Source organism: Sorangium sp. So ce1153 (assembly GCF_051521595.1).
GTDB lineage: Bacteria > Myxococcota_A > Polyangia > Polyangiales > Polyangiaceae > Sorangium.
Genome location: NZ_CP150361.1, coordinates 703,995 through 722,744, shown reverse-complemented (window position 1 = coordinate 722,744; position 18,750 = coordinate 703,995). Strand labels below are relative to the sequence as shown.

Below are 18,750 nucleotides of genomic sequence, written 5' to 3'. Positions count from 1 at the left end.
CCGTGAGCGCGCTGGAGGTCGTGCCGAGCGCCCGGCCCATGGCGAGGGTGCTCGCCATGGGCCTACCGTGGGAGGAAGCAGCGGTGAGACTGCGCGACGCGATCGTGCGGCGGCGACGGCGTTGCTGCGCCTTTCGCGCTGTTCTGCCCGCCGCGCGATGCAGCGCTCCCTGCCGCGGCGCCGCGCGCTTGCCGTCCGAGGGCGAAGCGGTGATCATCGCGCGCTGTGTCGGATTCCGAGACGAAACAGCCATCGCTGCCCCCGGTGGAGCCGGGGACCGTGCTCGCCGGCAAGTACCGCGTGGAGCGGATCATCGGCCAGGGCGGCATGGGGGTGGTCGTCGAGGCGCGGCACGTCGTGCTGGACGAGCGGGTCGCGCTGAAGTTCCTGCTCCCCGCGTTCACCCTGCACCCGGAGGGGTCGGCCCGCTTCCTGCGCGAGGCGAAGGCGGGCATGCGGATCAAGAGCGAGCATGTCGCGCGCGTCTCGGACGTCGGCACGCTCGAGAGCGGCGCCCCTTACATGGTCATGGAGTTCCTGACCGGGAGCGACCTGGCGCGCCTGCTCCGGGACCAGGGCGTGCTCGGCATCGAGGATGCGGTCGACTACATCGTGCAGGGCAGCGAGGCGATCGCCGAGGCGCACTCGCTCGGCATCGTGCACCGCGATCTCAAGCCGGCGAACCTGTTCCTGACGAGGCGCGCCGACGGCTCGCCGCTCGTGAAGGTGCTCGACTTCGGCATCTCGAAGATGGCGACCAGCGCCGTCGACATCCTGACCGGCACGGACGCGGCGCTGGGCTCGGCCCTGTACATGTCGCCGGAGCAGATGCGGCAGACGCGCTCGGTCGACCACCGCACCGACATCTACGCGCTCGGCGTGTCGCTCTACGAGCTGCTCGCCGGCAGGCAGCCGTACTACGCCGAGACGCTGCCGCAGCTCTGCGCCGAGGTGCTGACCGGCACGCCGACGCCGCTGCGGGACATCCGCCCCGACGTGCCCGCCTCGCTCGCGAGCGCGCTGGAGAAGGCCTACGCGCGCGAGCGCGAGCAGCGGTACGCGTCGATCGCCGAGCTCATCGTGGCGCTCGCCCCGTTCGCGCCGGCGCGCAGCTACACGACCCTCGACCGGATCGCGCGCATGGGCGGCCTGTCGCTGCACGCGGCGGTGCACGGCGGGCAGCGCGGGTCGCAGCCCTCGTTCACCTCGGACGCGAGGAGCTCGGCGCCGGCGTTCCGCGAGCCCTCGTGGCCGGGGCTCCCGATGCCCGGGGCCGGGCAGGCCGACGCCGCGCTGCAGCGCCCGGCGACGCCGTACCCGCACGCGCCGTCGGCTTTCTCGCAAGCGCCCTCGCCGGTCGCGCACGCGACGACGCCGTTCCCGCACCCGCAGTCGCCTTTCTCGCAGGCGCCCTCGCCCGTCGCGCACGGCGCGACGCCGTACCCGTACCCGCAGTCGCCTTTCTCCCGGGCCGCGTCGGCAGGCGCCGGCGCCGGCGCGCGCGGGACGCACCCCGGCGAGGGCGGCAGGCCGAGCCCGGTGCCGCCGGAGGGAACGTCGGCGCCCGCGCCGCAGCAGATCGTGCCCGGCCCGTACAACGCGCCGATCAGCTCGCGCGCCGCCGCGACCTTCGCCTCGTCGACAACGCTGGGGCTCCCCTCGGACGGGCGCCGGATCCCGGGGTGGCAGGCTTCGCCCGCCGTGCTCGCCGCGATCGCGCTGCTCTCGGCGACGCTCCTCCTCGGGCTCATCGCCGTCGGCGTGTTCTTGATCCGCGGGCGCGGCGCCGACGACCCGGGCGGCGCGATGGCGACGCCGGCGGAGACCGCGAGCGCGACGTCGACCGCGGCGGCGCCGGCGCCCGACCGGCCCGGGCCGAGCGCGGGGGCGGCGGCGTCTGACGAGCCGTCGATCCGGCCGGCGGCGACCGACGGCGCGGCGAGCGCTGCCGCGTCCGCGAGCGCCGCCGCGCCTGCGAGCGCCTCTGCGCCTGCGAGCGCCTCGGCCGCGGCGCCTGCTTCTGCGCCGGTGAGGGCCGCGCCGGTGCGACCTGCCGGGGGCCGCAACGCGCCGGCCGGCCGGACCGCGCCGCCCCCGAACACCCAGCGACCGCCGCAAGGCATCGACCTGAACGACCCGCACTGAGCCCACAGCCATGATCCCCTCGAGATTGCACGCCCCCCGCGCGCTCCGCCGCGCCCGCCTCGCCCTCGCCTCGGTCGTCCTCGCCTCGGCCGCCCTGCTCGCGCCCGCGAGCGCCGCCGCGCAGGGCGCGGGCGATCCGACCCTCGCCCAGACCTTGTTCGAGGAGGGGCGCCGGCTGATGGAGGCGAAGTCGTACGCGGAGGCGTGCCCGAAGCTGGCGGAGAGCCAGCGCCTGCGGCCCGGCACGGGCACGCTGCTCAACCTGGCGCTGTGCAACGAGGCGCTCGGCAGGACGGCGACGGCGTGGGGTCAGTTCAAGGAGGCGCTCTTCGCCTCGAAGAAGGAGGGCAACGCGGCGCGCGAGGCGTTCGCGCAGGAGCACATCAACGCGCTGGAGCCGCGGCTCTCGAAGCTCCAGCTCAACGCGGAGAGCACGCCCGGCCTGCTGATCCGCGTCGACGCCCACGACATCCCCGCGGCCGCGCTCGGCACGCCGATCCCGATCGATCCCGGCTCGCACGAGGTCGAGGCCACCGCGAGCGGCTACAACGTCTGGTCGACGACCGTGCAGGTCGGCGAGAACGCCGACCTGAAGACGATCGCGATCCCGAAGCTCCAGCCGGCGCCGGCCGCCGCCGCGACGGCCGGCGCGCAGGGGCCCGCGGCGGGCGGCGGCGTCGGCGTCGGGGACGGCGGCGGCAGCGCGGGCGGCGGCGGAGGCCTGCGCACCGCGGGCTTCGTGATCGGGGGCGCCGGCGCGGCGGTGCTCGGCGTCGGCGCGGTGTTCGGGATCCTCGCTGCGGGCCAGGCGAGCGACGCGGAGGACGACCCGACGCTCTGTCCGGCCAAGCAATGCTCGCCTCGTGGCCGCGAGGAGATCGACGCGGCGGAGACCAAGGCGCTCGTGTCCACGATCGGCATCGGCGTGGGCGTCGCCGCGCTCGGCGCGGGGGCGATCCTGGTGCTGACGTCCGGCCCGTCGACCGCGGAAGGCGCGCGCGCCGCCGGAGCGCAGCGGGGCTCGCCCGGCCGGGTGCAGGCGCGCGTCGTGCCGCTCCTCGGCGCGGACGGGGGCGGCGTCGGGGTGCTGGGGCGGTTCTAGGGCTGGGCCAGGGCGGACGAGAGAGAATCAACCGCCAAGGACGCCAAGGACGCCAAGAGAGAGCCAGAATTTCTTCTCTTGTCTCTTCTCTCTTGGCGCTCTTGGCGTCCTTGGCGGTTAATTCTCTCTTCTCGCCGAGCAGCGCTCCGGAGATGAGGAGTGCTCGGAGGGCACGAGTCCCGGAGTATCCGGATCTGGCGGCGATGAGCGCCCCGCGCGCGGCGAGCATCAGGACCTGAAGCGCCGCGCCGGCGCGCGGCTGACGCCGGTCGTCCGCGGGCGAGATGCGAGGCGAGGTGCGAGGCGCGGGGCCTTGTGACGGTCACCGACGAGCCAATCAGGGGGTGTCCGCACGTGACATCCGCGCCGGCGCGCGCTCGCTTTTGTAACGATGGATGACGCCGGTCTGTTCGTGGAGACATCGATCACAGCCAGGCTTCGCAGCTGCGAGCGCGATGTTCTCGAGCGCTGGACGCGGCGGGTGCTCGAGGATCCGAGGGCGACGAAGGCGCAGCGGGCCGGCGGGCCGATGCTCGCCCGCGAGGTTCCGCAGCTGCTGGAGGATCTCCTCGAGGCGCTCGCGGCGAGCCGGCGCGTCGAGCCCCGCGCCGGCGGGGACGGGGAGCTCTGCAGCGCCTGTGCGCGGGTCGAGGAGCACGCGCGCCTCTGCGTCGCGCAGGGCCGCTGCATCGCCGGGGCGCTGCGGGAGCTGTCGCACCTCCGGGCGGCGCTGATCGAGGTGTGCGCCGAGCAGGGCATCTCGCTCGGGGTGAGGGAGGCGCAGGTCCTCCACGCGATCGTGGACGCGAGCATGTTGACGAGCGCCCTCGAGATCGAGACGGCGACGCGCGCCGCGCTCGAGGACAGCGCCGCGCGCCTGCGGCTCGCGACGCGGGCCGGCGGCGTCGGGGTGTGGGATTACGACACCGTGACCGGCAAGCTGCGCTGGGACGCTCGGTCCCGGGAGGTCGCCGGGCTGGATGCGAAATCGGAGGTCCGGTACGACCTCTTCCTCTCGGGGATCCACCCGGACGATCGCGCGCGCGTGGAGGAGGCCGTGCAGCGCTCGCAGAGCCCGGAGAGCGGCGGAGAGTACAGCGTCGAGTACCGCGTCGTGGGGATCCGCGACGGGGTGGAGCGCTGGGTCGCCGTGCAGGGGCGCACGTTCTTCGACGCCGCGGGGCGCAGCGTCCGGATGATCGGCACGGCGATCGACATCTCCGAGCGCAAGCGCGCGGAGGCGGCGCGGCGCGAGGAGCTCGTGCTGCGCGATCGGTTCATGGCCGCGCTCAGCCATTACCTGCGCACGCCGCTGACCTCGATCGCGCTGGCGGCCAGCGTGCTCGACCACCACGGCCACCTGACGCCGCAGCAGGCGCGGTACGTCGAGCGGATCGCGGCGAGCGCGCGTCGCATGGCGCGGACCATCAACGACCTGCTCGAGCTGACGCGGAGCAGCCTCGGCGGCGGCATCCCGATCGCGCCGAGGCCGGAGGATCTGCATACCGTCTGCAAGAGCGCGGTCGACGAGCTCAGGGCGGCGCACCCGGGCGTGCCGATCCAGCTCGATCTGCAGGGGAGCGGCGCCGGGACCTGGGACCCCGAGCGCATCGCCCAGATGGTGACGAACCTGGTGCAGAACGCGATCGACTACGCCGACCCGGGCAGCGCCGTCCGGGTGGGCGTCCGCCCGCGCGGGGACGACCTGCTGATCGAGGTGCACAACGAAGGGCCGGCGATCGCGCCGGAGCTGCTGCAGACGCTGTTCGACGCGTTCCACCAGGCGCCCGCGGGCGGGAGGACGAGCACGGGGCGCGGGCTGGGGCTCGGGCTGTTCATCGCGCACCAGATCGTGAAGGCGCACGGCGGGGCGATCGAGGTCGACAGCAAGGCGGAGCGGGGGACGACGTTCACGGCGAGGCTGCCGCGGGGGGTGGCGGCGGCCGGGAGTTGAGGCGGGGGGAGCTGAGGGGCGATGGGGGCGCTGCGAGCACGCGGCCGAGGTGGCGAGGCGTTGGCGCGCGCGGGGCGCATGCAGCGATGCGATGGCGCATGCAGCGATGCGATGCGGTGCGCTGCGCGTTCGAGAGGAGGATCCCGGGAGGGATCAGGTCAGGCGATGCAGCAGAACGTGGACGGCGCGCTCGGCTGGAGCTCGCCGACGGGCTCGCCGCCGTGCGGAGCGCAAGCGCCCGGCTCCACGGCCGCGATCGTCGCCGACTTGCTGCCGAGACCGACGCCGGGAGGCGTGACGACGCAGAACGGGACGCTCGAGCTGACGAGGCTCGATGCGAGCAGGTCCGTGCAGGCAGCGTCGCGGTAGACGGACGCCATGAGGGTGCACGAGGCGCCGGTCGGATCGCCGCAGCCGCAGGGGGTGCAGTCGCGGTTGTCGATCACGTCCTTGAAGAACGTGCGCTTGAGCGCGTAGCCCTCCGGGCAGTCGGCCTCGCCCTCGTGAAAGACGCAGGTCTGGAACCCTGACGGCGCCGCGGGCACGCACGCCGTCGCGTCGTTGCACGGGGTGTACGCCCCGGCGAGGCACGCGATGGCGCGCGTTCCCCACGGATCGAGCCTGGGGACGGGCGGCGGCACGTCGACGCGCGGCGTGCAGGCGCTGGTCGTGACCGAGGGCGCCGCGATCGTGAGCGACTGCACGCAGGGCTCCCCGTTGCAGAGCTGATCGGCGGGGATCGCGTTCGCCGCGGTGCAGGCGCCGTCCCATCCGTCGGGCGCCGCGAAGGAGGTCGCCACGGTGCCGGGCTCGTCGCCGGGGCACGCGGAGGAGGAGGCCGTCCAGCCGCTCGGGAGCGCGCACGAGGCATCGGGCGGATCGCACGCGCAGGTCGCGCACTCCTTGGGCGGCTGCTGGAGATCGGCGAAGCCCTCGTAGCCGAGCGTCGGCGCGTCGGCGGGGCAGTCGGGGGCGGCCTCGGGCGGGCCGGACCAGAGCAGCGCCGGACCGAACCAGCCGAGCGGCGCGGGCGAGACGCACTGGCCGGAGCACAGCGAGCTGTGCATGTCGCCGCCGGCGCCACCCGCGCCGCCGGCGCCGCCTTGACCGCCGGCACCAGTGTCACCGCCGGCGCCGCCCTCGCCGCCGGCGCTGGTGCTGGGCGGCGGAGTGCAATAGCCCAGATCGATCTCCTCTTGTGTACAGGGGCCCGTGATGATGATGGGCTCTTGTTCGCAGCCAGTGATCAGCAGGATTCCCGGAAGCACGATCCATGATGCACGCATGAGTGAAACCATACTTAAGCGCCTACCTTCGGTACAGATGAATGAATGACGAAGAGCCGCACGGGCATCATTCCCTGAGCCGAGAAATTTTTCTCACCTCTTCAGCGCTGCGAGTCGTTACTGAGTTCGTGGGTAGATCGTTTTCATAAATTCATCCTCAGGCCGATTCCGAGCGCCACCGCGAGGGCAGGAGCGCTCCAGACGGGGCGCTCGGGCGTGGGCGCGCCCGGGTGGCGACGGATGGCGGCGGCGACCACGGGATGAACGACGTCGGCGTGTGCCCGCCCTGATACGCTTTCTGAAAGGGGCCACTCGATGCCCGCCCGTGCGCCCAGTCCGGCGCTGAGATTCCGTTGTGACGCCGCGTCGAACGGAACGCCGGGTGCCGCACGGAGCACGCCGAGCTCGGCGAGGCCGCATGCGAAGAGGAGTCGGCGCTCCAGGCAGAAGACGATGTCCGTCGCGACGGTGGACACCGACACGTCCACGGCCTCGGTCTTCCCCGCCAGCGAGGAGAGTCCGCGGACCTCCAGCGCGACCGACCACGCCGGCCAGCGTGCGCCGATCGACAGCGCCGGCCCGACCGAGACACCGGGCGTGAGCCCGAGGCCCACCACGGCATCGAGGCCGGCCGCCCAGCGGAAGCGCTCCGCCGGGACCGCCGGCGCGCTGTTCCGGGTCGGCGCGCGCACGGGCGGCGTCTTGCGCGCGGGTGGAGCCGGTGCCGGCGCGGAGCCCGGCGGCGGCGGGCAGGGTCGGTCGGGCGAGCAGGGCTCCTCTCGGGGCATCGCCTGGTCGGCGGGCTCCGCCGGAACGGCCGGAGCGGCCGGTGCCGCGGGGAGCTCCGCGGTGTCGTCGAGCAGCACGGCGATGGACAGGGCCATGGCGGCGACGAGCCGCCTGCAGTCGTTGCGGGAACTGAACCCGTCGGCCCAGAGTCCCCGGCCGTTGCTGTCGCGGAGGAACATCGAGGCAGCGAGCTCGTCGCGATGGCGCTCGATGGATGCGGTCATCGTGAGCGGAGCCTCCGCGTCGTAAGGATCGACGCCTCCCATCCGCCGGGCTGTCTCCGCGCGCAGGAACTGCTCGTCGGGGCAATGCTCGGCGCCGGGCCCTCGGATGAACACGAGCCGCACGCGGGTCGGCGTGGAGCTGGGCTCGGCGTGGGCCGGAGCGATCCCGAGGGTGGAGATCGCGGCGGCGGCGATCGAGGCGAGCGCTGCGCGTCGAATCCGCTGCCGGCGCCTTGTCGCGCCATGCGATGTCCGGCGTGCGCACTGCGTGTGTGGCGTCACGGGAGTTCCTGCCTCATGGCGCCGCTGGCGGGCGCGGCTGGCGTGGGCGCGGGCGCGGGCGCGGGCGCGGCGGGTACCGCTGACAGCGCGGGTGCGACGGGCGCGGCGGGCCCCGTGGGCGCGGCAGACGGCGCCTCCACCGTCGATCGGAGCCGCTCGCGCATCAGCTTCAGCCGGCCCTGCGGAAACCGTCGCTCGTGGGCGGCGATGCGCTCCGCCGCGGTCGTGCGATCGCCTTGCAAGAGCGCCTGCTTGGCCGCATCGAGCAGCCGCAGCTCCTCGGCGAGCGGCTCGTCGTCCTGGTCGGAGGGAGCCTGGTGCTGCGGCGTGGCGGGCTTGTGCTGGCCGAGGACATCGGCCGGCGCTGGCGTGGGTGCTCGGGGGGCGGGCGTCTCCTTGTCTGATGTCGCGCCGAGTCGCGGCGCCTCGAATCGCGGCGCTTCCCCCGGATGGGTCTCCCTTTGCGACAGCGCGTGCGCGTCGACGGCGCTCGAGACGATGAGCGGTCCCGCGACCGGACCCAGGCGCTCGGCCCAGGGGATCGGCGCTCGAGCCAGTGCGGCGACCATCGCGGCACCGCCGACGCCTGCCGTGCCCCACTCCAGCGCCGGGCGGAGATACCTGGCGAGCGGGCGGGCGAGACGCGCAACCGGCCGTGCGAGGCGCGCGACGCGCGCGACGCGGCCGGATCGATCGGCGCGGTCGTGCTGTCCGGGGTCGCTCGGGAGGTCGGGACGGGTCGCGGGCGCGTTCGTTTCGACGGCGGCGGAGGAGTGGACGGGGGGCGCCGCGATGGCGGAGGTCGGGGAGGTGACGGAGGCGAAGGTCGAGGAGGCGACGGAGAAGAGCGGGAGCATGAGCAGGCCGGACCGGAGCGCGTGCTGCTCCTCGGGGCGCAGGCGCTTCACGGCGGCGCGGTAGTCCTCGCGCGCGAGGCGCAGGCGGCTCGCGGCGGTGTTCTCGTTGAGCTCGAGGGCGCGCGCTATCTCGCGTATCGGGATCTCGTACGCGTCGGCCAGGAGCAGGACGGCGCGACGTTCGGGCGGGATCTTCGCCAGGAGGTGGATCGCGACGGCGACCCGCTCCTTCGTGGCGATGCGCTGCTCGCTGCTCGGGGCGACGTCAGCATTCTCGAAGCACGCCGCGTCTGCGAGGCCTACCGGCACCTCGCGCCGCCGGTAGGCGCGCTCCAGGTGGTGCCGGACCTGTCGCCAGGCGATCCCGAAGAGCCAGGTGGACTCCGATCGCCAGTGCTTGCCGAGGCTGTGGGGGCGCGATCGCCCGGCGGGGTGGCGCGCCGGGCGGACGTGAGGGGGAAGCGCGGTGTCGTGCTGCGCCGGCGGGGCGTCGGCGGCGGCAGCGGGCGCGGCGGACACGAAGTACTGCAGAGGTGGCGAGGCCGGCGGGGGTGGCAACGCCGGCGGGGGTGGCAACGCCGGCGGTGGCGGAGGGGCCGGCTTCGGCGCCGAGGCCGGGACGCCCGCCTCGGCGGAGTACTCAGGGTTGTACCGGGGGAGGCTGGTGTAGGCGCCGAGCAGGACTTCCTGGGAGAGGTCCTCGATGTCGTCCTCGGCCACGCCGAGGTACCGGAGCATCCCCGGGAGGACGTGGACGGCGGTCGCGTGCATGGACGCCCAGGTGCTGTGCCGGGCGAGGTCAGGGGGAGGAGGGGGAAGAGAAAGAGGGCTCATACATAGAATTACGGGGGGCTTCCGGGGACCGTCACGGAATCGGCAGGCAGGGGGCGGCCGGACCGGGCGCGGGTGTTGCCGATCGGTCGGGGCGTCGGGGCTGGGCGGAGCGGTGCGGCGGTGGGCGAGCGCGGGGGATCGGGGACCGGGGAGGGCGGCCTCCTTCCCCCTCGATCCGGCCGGCTCATCCCCTGTGGGGGTGCGCTGGCGACGTCATTTCCCGGGTCGATAACGAAGGGCGAGCGACTCCGGGCAGCTGCGAAAGCGGCGACTCGAGCGAAGCGCAGCAGGCCGCCGGGTGCCGGTGCGAGCGCTACGCAGGGTGCGGCAGCCGAGGTGCGCTCGACCGCCATGTTGAGCCTCGCCAGGTGCTCGCGACCGGGGCGCGCCGGGCCCACCTGTTGCTCTCAGGCCCAGCGGGCGGAGCGCTGCTCCTGAGGGCCTATGCCTCGCCGACCTGCCGCAGCGCCTCTATAACGAGGTGCGCGTTGACGCGGAAGCCCGCGCTCGCAAGGTCGTCGAGGACTGCGCGGAGGGACTCGATCACGCCGGCGCGTCGTGCCTCGACGAGCAACCCCAGCGTGCCCTGGATGCGCAGTCCGCGTGACCGCGCGACCGCGCGGCCCTTCCTCTCGTCGATGAGGAGCGTGTCTGCCCGGAGCATCTCCGCGAGGGCGATGGCGGCGGCCTCGCCGGCGTCGAGCAGGCTCACCAGTGCAGGGTCGATGCCGGCTCGTTCCACCTCATCGTTCACGCGGATCCAAGGCGAGGACAGGAGGGACCCGACGCCCGGTTCGGCAGGTCGCGCGGTGACGAGCTCCTCCCAGACCGTCTTCGGAACAAGGATCTCTCGGTGCACCGCACGAACGATGTCGAGGTGGCCGATGCGCGATAGATAGAGAAGTGGCGTGGTATCGGCGACGACGATCACGACGAAGCACCAAGCTCCTCTCGAAAATCTTCGAGGTCGTAATCGATCGCGTCGACCCCGTGCGCTGCCGCCTCCTGGAGGAGCGCGTCGATTCCAATCCCGACGACCTGCGCGGCGCGCGCGCGCGTCATGCGCCCCTGGCGCACTTCGTCCAGCGCCCAGAGCAAGCGTAGCCGCCTGGCGAGGGCATCGATCGGCTCGCTGCCCGCATCCTGTGGGAGATCGACGGTAACCGTGATGTGCGCCTGGGCCATGGTTCCGCCGCGAGTATACGCTTCCTTGGGGCGACCTGCGAGCGGCCAGGCTCGACCCGAGCCGACGGCCGGTGGTCGCCCGCCGGCAGCGGGGCTCCGGCGTCTCGAGGTTGCCGTTGGTCCTTGCGGGCTGCCGGGGCTGTCGCTCGGAACGGTTCGAGCAGTCCTGCCTGTTCGCTGACGGTGATCGCCTTGCCCGCCGCCTCGCCGCGGTTGGGACCGCCTTTCGGCGGCCCCCGTTCCTTCAGCACTTTGTCCTTTCGTTCTTCGTCACCCACGACGGAGGCCGGGAGGTCTCCGGTCAGGGCCCGAGGTCGTCCAGGGCCCGCTTCGATGGGACCGCCGCCTTGCAGCGGCGGAGAGGTCCCGAGGTCGAGAGCCGCGTGATCGCACGCCTACCTGCTTCAATGGGGCCGCCGCCTTTCAGCGGCGGAGAGTCAAGGAGGTCGCGGCGACGCGGCGCGCCGAGGAGCAGCTTCAATGGGGCCGCCGCCTTTCAGCGGCGGAGAGCTCTGGTCGTGCGGTCGGCCGCCGAGCTCTCCGCCTGCTTCAATGGGGCCGCCGCCTTTCAGCGGCGGAGAGTCCTCCCAGTCAGAATACTCGCGCGCCACAGTGGATTCGCTTCAATGGGGCCGCCGCCTTTCAGCGGCGGAGAGAGGTGCTCGAAGTCCTCCGCGCGGTAGCTCAGCCCGCTTCAATGGGGCCGCCGCCTTTCAGCGGCGGAGAGATCATCTCCCAGATCAACCGCCGCAGCACGCTGCTGCTTCAATGGGGCCGCCGCCTTTCAGCGGCGGAGAGCTCGCCTCGCTCTACCGCGGCATGGCCATCGCGGAGTCGCTTCAATGGGGCCGCCGCCTTTCAGCGGCGGAGAGATCGGCGCCGGCAGGTGGGACGTCGAGGGGTTCGAGCTTCAATGGGGCCGCCGCCTTTCAGCGGCGGAGAGCTACATCGACGGCGTGCAGGTCGCTACCGGCTCCCTTGCGCTTCAATGGGGCCGCCGCCTTTCAGCGGCGGAGAGCCGCGCACCGCACGGGCAAGGGGCGCAGGGGGACCGCTTCAATGGGGCCGCCGCCTTTCAGCGGCGGAGAGTCCCCCTCGGGCGGCAGCTGCGTCTTGCGAGCCCAGCTTCAATGGGGCCGCCGCCTTTCAGCGGCGGAGAGGACGCAGCAACGAGGATCTGCCGCTCGCTCGGCACGCTTCAATGGGGCCGCCGCCTTTCAGCGGCGGAGAGAAGTGGACGAAGGGGCACCGCGCGAACCTCCGGGTGATCGCTTCAATGGGGCCGCCGCCTTTCAGCGGCGGAGAGGTGGGTCAGGCTGGAGCTGCGTCGGGAGCTGAGGCCCACCGCTTCAATGGGGCCGCCGCCTTTCAGCGGCGGAGAGCGCCCGCCGAGGTTCGTCCCGAGGCTCAGCAGACGCCGCTTCAATGGGGCCGCCGCCTTTCAGCGGCGGAGAGCGGTGGCGACCTGCGCGCCGAGCGTGGCGAACTTCGGGCTTCAATGGGGCCGCCGCCTTTCAGCGGCGGAGAGCGGTGGCGACCTGCGCGCCGAGCGTGGCGAACTTCGGGCTTCAATGGGGCCGCCGCCTTTCAGCGGCGGAGAGTTCGGCTGCTGCCCCTCGCGTCCAGCGCTGAGCTCCCAGCTTCAATGGGGCCGCCGCCTTTCAGCGGCGGAGAGCGAAATACATCGAAGGAAGCCTGACCCAACTGCAAGCTTCAATGGGGCCGCCGCCTTTCAGCGGCGGAGAGCCCCTCACCGCGGGGAGCGCGGCCCGCCCTGCGCGACGCTTCAATGGGGCCGCCGCCTTTCAGCGGCGGAGAGACCCAGGTCGAGGGCGCCCTCCCCTCCGACGAGGACGCTTCAATGGGGCCGCCGCCTTTCAGCGGCGGAGAGCCTCTCACGTTCCGCGGCGAGACGCTGAAGCGCGTCGCTTCAATGGGGCCGCCGCCTTTCAGCGGCGGAGAGTGGACGCCAGGCTGGATCAGGGGTGGGAGAGTCATCCGCTTCAATGGGGCCGCCGCCTTTCAGCGGCGGAGAGCCTCGATCACCAGGGGCGCGTAACCGCCGTTCCTGGGGCTTCAATGGGGCCGCCGCCTTTCAGCGGCGGAGAGTCATGGTCGCGTCGACGGACGACGGCGTGGAGCTCGCGCTTCAATGGGGCCGCCGCCTTTCAGCGGCGGAGAGTGCCAGGCGTCGGAACACCGCGGCGGTACTGCCTGCTGCTTCAATGGGGCCGCCGCCTTTCAGCGGCGGAGAGCCCGAGCGCGTTCGTTATCAGCGCCTTCCACGAGCCGCTTCAATGGGGCCGCCGCCTTTCAGCGGCGGAGAGTGTTCGTCGTCTCGCTGCCCGAGCTGGTCTTGTAGGCGCTTCAATGGGGCCGCCGCCTTTCAGCGGCGGAGAGTCGATCTGCGCGGGAAGACGGGCGTCACCGTCATCCTGCTTCAATGGGGCCGCCGCCTTTCAGCGGCGGAGAGGACAACGGGATCCTGACGGGGGTCGCGGATCTGATGCTTCAATGGGGCCGCCGCCTTTCAGCGGCGGAGAGCTACGATGAGCTGTGGGATCATGTCCAGCCATTGTTGCTTCAATGGGGCCGCCGCCTTTCAGCGGCGGAGAGGACCCTCAGGAAGTGGCACAAGCGCCTCGCCAGAGAGCTTCAATGGGGCCGCCGCCTTTCAGCGGCGGAGAGCGAGTTGGAGATGGCGCGTGCTGGTGCGGACGGACTCAGGCTTCAATGGGGCCGCCGCCTTTCAGCGGCGGAGAGCGCCGGCGGCACGTCGCTGCGGACAGCGCTGGACTAGCTTCAATGGGGCCGCCGCCTTTCAGCGGCGGAGAGTCATCGTGCAGCTCATGGACGCGACCAGCGAGAGCTTGCTTCAATGGGGCCGCCGCCTTTCAGCGGCGGAGAGCCGAACCGCTCCAGCGGGATCGGGTCGTGTCCGTACGCGCTTCAATGGGGCCGCCGCCTTTCAGCGGCGGAGAGTCCGCCTGCGACGCACCGGTCAGATGCAGGGCGAGCGTGCTTCAATGGGGCCGCCGCCTTTCAGCGGCGGAGAGGGCGCGAGCGCCGCGCCGTCGCGCACGTCCGCAAGCCGCTTCAATGGGGCCGCCGCCTTTCAGCGGCGGAGAGGCCCCGCGGCCTCCGGCTCCTGGCAGGACGAGAGAAGCTTCAATGGGGCCGCCGCCTTTCAGCGGCGGAGAGCGGCGTGTATCGCGCGGTCGACGACGTGGGCCAGCTGCTTCAATGGGGCCGCCGCCTTTCAGCGGCGGAGAGTTCACGGGCGCGGCGTCGTCGACACCAGCCACGGATGCTTCAATGGGGCCGCCGCCTTTCAGCGGCGGAGAGTGAGCATATGTCGTCGGGAGGGCACCGACGGGCATTGCGGCTTCAATGGGGCCGCCGCCTTTCAGCGGCGGAGAGCAAGGTGATCGAGGCCGGCGCCACCGCGGCGACCGCCCAGCTTCAATGGGGCCGCCGCCTTTCAGCGGCGGAGAGGATCGCGCACTTCCGGCGGAGCGCCGCGCTCGACTGGCTTCAATGGGGCCGCCGCCTTTCAGCGGCGGAGAGGTCCAGCCGCACGATGCCGAGATCGGTCTGCTCGTTGCTTCAATGGGGCCGCCGCCTTTCAGCGGCGGAGAGGGCGAGGACCAGGATGCGCTTCGCCCCGCCGATCTGCTCGCTTCAATGGGGCCGCCGCCTTTCAGCGGCGGAGAGCCCGCTCTTCGGCGCTCGGATCGGTGACGGCGCGCAGAGCGCTTCAATGGGGCCGCCGCCTTTCAGCGGCGGAGAGGGCGGGAAGCTCGCTCGTCTTCTCGGGGTCGACCTGCTTCAATGGGGCCGCCGCCTTTCAGCGGCGGAGAGGTATTACGTGACGGTGGCAGCGACGACCCCTGCGCACGCTTCAATGGGGCCGCCGCCTTTCAGCGGCGGAGAGGACGTGGAGCCGTGGGCGGAGCCGGGCGCATATGACGACCTGCTTCAATGGGGCCGCCGCCTTTCAGCGGCGGAGAGATTATGGTTCGCATTGATTTGGAATTGCAGAAACAGGCTTCAATGGGGCCGCCGCCTTTCAGCGGCGGAGAGTGAACCTTGTCGGTTATGTTATCAAAACCAAGAACGATGCTTCAATGGGGCCGCCGCCTTTCAGCGGCGGAGAGTCCCCGCGCCCGAGCTGGACCCGCTCATCATCTCCCGGCTTCAATGGGGCCGCCGCCTTTCAGCGGCGGAGAGCCTCGATCAGCGCGGTCACGTTGTCGCTCGTGAAAGCGCTTCAATGGGGCCGCCGCCTTTCAGCGGCGGAGAGGCCCTCCGGTCGGGCTGCCGCCGCGCGAGCATTCCGGGCTTCAATGGGGCCGCCGCCTTTCAGCGGCGGAGAGGAGTACCTGACCGCCGGCTCTTCTGCCGTCGTCATGCTTCAATGGGGCCGCCGCCTTTCAGCGGCGGAGAGAGGCCTCCCAGGCCTACCTGACATTTCGCGTACTTGCAACCCGGTTTGCGAGAGGTCCCCGTCCCACCCCTCGCTCCGGCCGCCGGAGGCCGCTCCGCGCGCCCCCGCCCATCTCGAATTCCTTCGTCTTTTCAAACACCTGCCGGCCCTGCGAGCGCCCCCCGGCTTTTCCGCGTCACTCCACCGCTCGCAGCCGGTGCTCCCGCCTTCTTCTACCATGCCCCCTCCGCCCCTCGCCCAGCCCTTCCGTTCTCCCCGGCTGCTTTGCCGCCACTTCCCCCACCTCCCCTGCTCGCTCCCCCGCCTCGTCCCACGTCGCCCCCGGCTCGCCGCTCGCGCCCCCCGTCTCGCGCCACGCCGCCCCCGCCTCCTCCCTCTCGCCCCCCACGTCGCCGCTCTCATCCCCCGGCTCGCCCGACTCACCCCCCACCTCGCCGGCGTCCTCCCCCGCGGGGCGCTCGCCTTCCGAGCCGGGGACCGCGCCCGCCGCCCCGGGGATCCCGCCCGCCGGCCCCGGCGCCGCACCGCCCGCGCCGGGGCTCCCTCCCCTCGACCCCCGGCGTCCTCCCCCCGCCCCCGGGGCGCCGCTCCCGACCCAGGGGTCCCTGCGCCGCCCGCAGGGGAACACGCTCACGGAGCACGCTCCGGACGCACTCGACCCATCGACAGCTCACTACGTCCTTGATACCCCACCACGCTGGGAGGTGGATCATGGCCAAGCTCACGATAGGTCAGAAGGCAGAGCGCGTGCTCCTGCTGCTCATGGGTCTCCGCAAGAACAAGGTCGCCGCCGCGCTCGTCGCGCACGGCTTCTCCGATGACGATCTCTCCGAGGGGTGGCGCCTGCTCCAGCGCGTCACACGCACACGCCTCGGCTTCGTCGCCAATGCAGCCGCCACGGACACCGGCTTGATCAACGAGCTCGACGCCTGGGAGAACAAGTGGTTCCCCATCGCGTCCGCGACCCTCAAGCGCCACACGCCACAGGCGCACGCTTTCCTGTTCCGCAACCTCACCCAGACCGAAGGCGCCGCCGTCCTCGTCTCCGTCAGCACCTTCGTCGAGCGCTGGGAGAGCCTCGCCAGGTCCAAGGAAAAGGGCGGCCCCGACGCCGAGGGCGACGAGGCCCGCAAGATCCTCGCCAAGCGCGGACTCACCAAGGCCGTCATCGACGAGGCAAAGCAGCTCCTCGCACGCGCCGGAAAGCTCGAGTCCATCGCCGACGTCCCGCCCGCCGCCGCCACCGATGAGGACTTCGACAAGGCAGAACAGCAGCTCTGGGACTGGTACCTGGAGTGGAGCACCATCGTCCAGACCGCCATCAAGGACCGCAGGGTCCTCCGCGAGCTCGGCTTCCGCCGCACAAGCTCCTCCAGGGCCGCCACTGCCGAGGAGCCCGCCGACGGCGAGGAGGCCGAGGACGGGGAAGAGGCCGAGGACGAGAGCGACGGCGAGGTCGCCGAGCCTCGGACCGAGCCCGGCGCCTTCCTCACCGGCGCCCCCGTTGCGGCCGCCGGACGCAAGGGGCGCTGAGCGCACGAGCGCATCGCGTCCACGACAGCTCTCCTGCTTCCTGCTCTACCCTCCATTCATCGAATCACGCGCCGCAGCTACCGCCACCGCTGCCGTCACTGCCTCAGCAGCACGGCACAGCACCGCGCGTCGCCGGCAGCCACCGCCGGCGGGCAGCGCCGTCATGACGATACCGGCACGACATCGATGCCATGCGCGTAATACGCTGATCCGGCTCCGGCTCCTCCGCTTACCTGGACGCGCTCTTCTTCGTTTCACACAAACCGCACACGGCGCGCCTCGATTGTCTTGCTGAAACGCTCGATAGCTCCCATGTTGCCTGCCCTATCGATGCGCAGCAGATTCGATATCCGGTACGTGCCCGACCCGACCCGCGCGGCCTTGCGCGACGAGCTCGGCCTGCTCGGCGAGCTCGCGGCAGAGCCATGCCAGTTCGAGGTTTTCCACGACACCCCCGGCCCGGGCGAGCTCCGCGGCTGCGTCCGCGAGCAGCTCCACTGGCACCACGAGCTCCAGCGCCGGGCCGGCGGCGAGCTGCCCTTCCCGCGGCTGTGCCTCCTCAGCAGCAGCCGCCCCGCCACCGTCCTCGACGCGTTCGGCTTCGCGCCGGTCCCCGGCCGCCCAGGCCTCTACCGCACCGCCCCAGGCTGGCGCGTCGACCTCGTCGTCATCGCCGAGCTGCCACGCACCCGCGAGACGCTTCTCCTCCGCCTGCTCGGCGCCCGCGCCGTGCTCCGCGACGCCATCCGCGAGCTCGCCGCTCTGCCCGATGACGCCTGGGAGAGGAGCATCGCCCTGCCCTGGCTGGTGCGCTTGCTCTTCGAGATCCCGCACGAGGCCTCGGCCTGCGCGGCGCCGGACACGGAAGAAGAGGAGGAGCTCGTGACGGAAGTTCAGCAGTGGTTCGAGCAGCTCCCCGCCGGCGCGCTCGCCGCATGGCTCGCGGATCCGGCGGCACGCTGAAGCCCGCCCTGCCGTTGGTCGGCGACGCCTTGGCGCTCCAGGCAAACTCGCTCGATCTGCCCTTGCAAGGTCAGCGGCCCCCTTCCCGTCTGCTCCGCGCCGACGCCATGGCATCCTCGCCTTGCTGGAGCACGACACGCCACGGCTCACCGCGCTCCTTGAGCGCGAGGAGAAAGCTTCCACGATCCCAAACGTCTCGGTAGCCTCGACGGCAAGCTCACGACCCCGCCCCATCTGGTGGAGCGCATCCCTGAGCCTTCGGCCTACGCGACCCTGGGGGACGTTCGCCATGCGATCGAGCAGGAGAAGGTCCGGGCCAAGCGGTCGACGCTGCGGAAGCAGGATCCCCTCGAAAGCGGTGTTGGGCTCGTGCGGGTCTGCGTCAGGCTCTATCCGGGCGAGATGACCAAGGTCGAGCGGATGCACCGCAGGAAGAGGTGCCGTCATCAGATCCGTGTCCTGAGCATCCGTGTACCGCGTGCTGCCTTGGAGGAGGTGCTGACATCCGCGGAGGACAAGGGGGCCGACGAAGGGGCCTGGCACGGGCATATCCAGGTACTCGACGGGATTGTCCACTTCGTGATGGAGTGACCCCGCTGTAGCCCCGTCCCAGACCACGAGCGGCGATCGAGACCCGCGGTCACGCTCCGTTCTTCTTCGCCTCCACGGCCTTCTCGATCTCATCCTCGATCAGACGCTCCATCCTGTCCTCGAAAGCGCGGCCAAAGATGTACGGCACGGCGATCGGGAATCCCGTCTCTCCGGGCTCTCCGTCGCACCAGGTGACGGGAAGCCCAGACTTCTTGAGGGACTGACGAGCCGTCTCGAACGCGAGCTGTAACGCCTGGACCGCGTCCACACCATAAGCCGAGTCCCGGGCGGGATCCGGAACTCCTTGAATGTCCACCGGACACGCCCAGTCGCCGGACGGCTTCAGCATGGGCTTGCCAATGGTCACGGTTACCATCCGGCCGGGCTCTCCTACGACCGAGAGGCGGCGTTCTGCGATGGGTTCGAGCGGGGTGTCGTCCTGCATGGGAAAGCACCTTGCGATCCCTTCCCGCAGGGTGTCAAGCGGACGTTCTCTTCACGTACCGTAGTGCCAGTAGCACCAGCCGAGGCACGCGACCAAGCTACCCTTCGCCGCCG

At 71.9% G+C, this 18,750-nt stretch carries 13 protein-coding genes and 1 CRISPR repeat array; of the genes, 6 read left to right on the top strand and 7 right to left on the bottom strand.

What is annotated here, in order from left to right; all coding sequences use genetic code 11:
• Positions 1-225: 225 nt before the first annotated feature.
• The 3 genes from WME85_RS02535 to WME85_RS02525 all read left to right on the top strand — a co-directional run bounded on the left by WME85_RS02535 (position 226) and on the right by WME85_RS02525 (position 5,201).
• Positions 226-2,145 carry a protein kinase domain-containing protein gene (locus tag WME85_RS02535; protein ID WP_437834995.1) on the top strand — a complete coding sequence of 640 codons (1,920 nt, stop codon included), beginning with the start codon at positions 226-228 and terminating at the stop codon, positions 2,143-2,145.
• Between the two features lie 10 nt (positions 2,146-2,155).
• Positions 2,156-3,247, top strand: coding sequence for a hypothetical protein (locus WME85_RS02530; RefSeq protein ID WP_437834994.1), 1,092 nt, complete (start codon positions 2,156-2,158; stop codon positions 3,245-3,247).
• 391 nt (positions 3,248-3,638) lie between these two features.
• Complete coding sequence (locus tag WME85_RS02525) at positions 3,639-5,201, top strand: ATP-binding protein (RefSeq protein WP_437834992.1); 1,563 nt, start codon at positions 3,639-3,641, stop codon at positions 5,199-5,201.
• A 158-nt stretch (positions 5,202-5,359) separates the two neighbouring features.
• On the opposite strand, the gene WME85_RS02520 is transcribed toward WME85_RS02525, so the two are convergent.
• The 6 genes from WME85_RS02520 to WME85_RS02495 all read right to left on the bottom strand — a co-directional run bounded on the left by WME85_RS02520 (position 5,360) and on the right by WME85_RS02495 (position 15,739).
• Complete coding sequence (locus tag WME85_RS02520; RefSeq protein WP_437834990.1) at positions 5,360-6,469, bottom strand: hypothetical protein; 1,110 nt, start codon at positions 6,467-6,469, stop codon at positions 5,360-5,362.
• A gap of 161 nt (positions 6,470-6,630) precedes the next feature.
• Entirely contained in the window at positions 6,631-7,455 is an 825-nt protein-coding gene (locus WME85_RS02515) for a hypothetical protein (protein WP_437834988.1), read from the bottom strand.
• Positions 7,456-7,778: 323 nt separating this feature from the next.
• Positions 7,779-9,410: an RNA polymerase sigma factor gene (locus tag WME85_RS02510; protein ID WP_437834986.1), complete on the bottom strand. Its 1,632-nt coding sequence runs from the start codon at positions 9,408-9,410 to the stop codon at positions 7,779-7,781.
• 505 nt (positions 9,411-9,915) lie between these two features.
• Entirely contained in the window at positions 9,916-10,404 is a 489-nt protein-coding gene (locus tag WME85_RS02505; RefSeq protein WP_437834984.1) for a DUF3368 domain-containing protein, read from the bottom strand.
• Positions 10,401-10,658 (bottom strand): UPF0175 family protein, encoded by a 258-nt coding sequence (locus WME85_RS02500; protein ID WP_437834982.1) that lies wholly within the window; start codon positions 10,656-10,658, stop codon positions 10,401-10,403. The genes WME85_RS02505 and WME85_RS02500 overlap by 4 nt, the downstream gene beginning before the upstream one ends.
• 327 nt (positions 10,659-10,985) lie before the next feature.
• A CRISPR array of direct repeats spans positions 10,986-15,105; the repeat unit is 36 nt; unit sequence GCTTCAATGGGGCCGCCGCCTTTCAGCGGCGGAGAG.
• A gap of 175 nt (positions 15,106-15,280) precedes the next feature.
• Positions 15,281-15,739 (bottom strand): hypothetical protein, encoded by a 459-nt coding sequence (locus WME85_RS02495; protein WP_437834980.1) that lies wholly within the window; start codon positions 15,737-15,739, stop codon positions 15,281-15,283.
• A 77-nt stretch (positions 15,740-15,816) separates the two neighbouring features.
• Here WME85_RS02495 and WME85_RS02490 point away from each other — a divergent pair, with 77 nt between their 5' ends.
• The 3 genes from WME85_RS02490 to WME85_RS02480 all read left to right on the top strand — a co-directional run bounded on the left by WME85_RS02490 (position 15,817) and on the right by WME85_RS02480 (position 18,192).
• Complete coding sequence (locus WME85_RS02490; protein WP_437834978.1) at positions 15,817-16,638, top strand: hypothetical protein; 822 nt, start codon at positions 15,817-15,819, stop codon at positions 16,636-16,638.
• 330 nt (positions 16,639-16,968) lie between these two features.
• Positions 16,969-17,601, top strand: a complete 633-nt coding sequence (locus tag WME85_RS02485) for a hypothetical protein (protein WP_437834976.1) — start codon at positions 16,969-16,971, stop codon at positions 17,599-17,601.
• A gap of 237 nt (positions 17,602-17,838) precedes the next feature.
• Complete coding sequence (locus WME85_RS02480) at positions 17,839-18,192, top strand: hypothetical protein (RefSeq protein WP_437834974.1); 354 nt, start codon at positions 17,839-17,841, stop codon at positions 18,190-18,192.
• Between the two features lie 49 nt (positions 18,193-18,241).
• Here WME85_RS02480 and WME85_RS02475 read toward each other — a convergent pair whose 3' ends face one another.
• The gene (locus WME85_RS02475; RefSeq protein ID WP_437834972.1) at positions 18,242-18,637 is read right to left on the bottom strand and encodes a DUF6968 family protein; all 396 of its coding nucleotides are present in this window, start codon (positions 18,635-18,637) and stop codon (positions 18,242-18,244) included.
• Positions 18,638-18,750 lie beyond the last annotated feature (113 nt).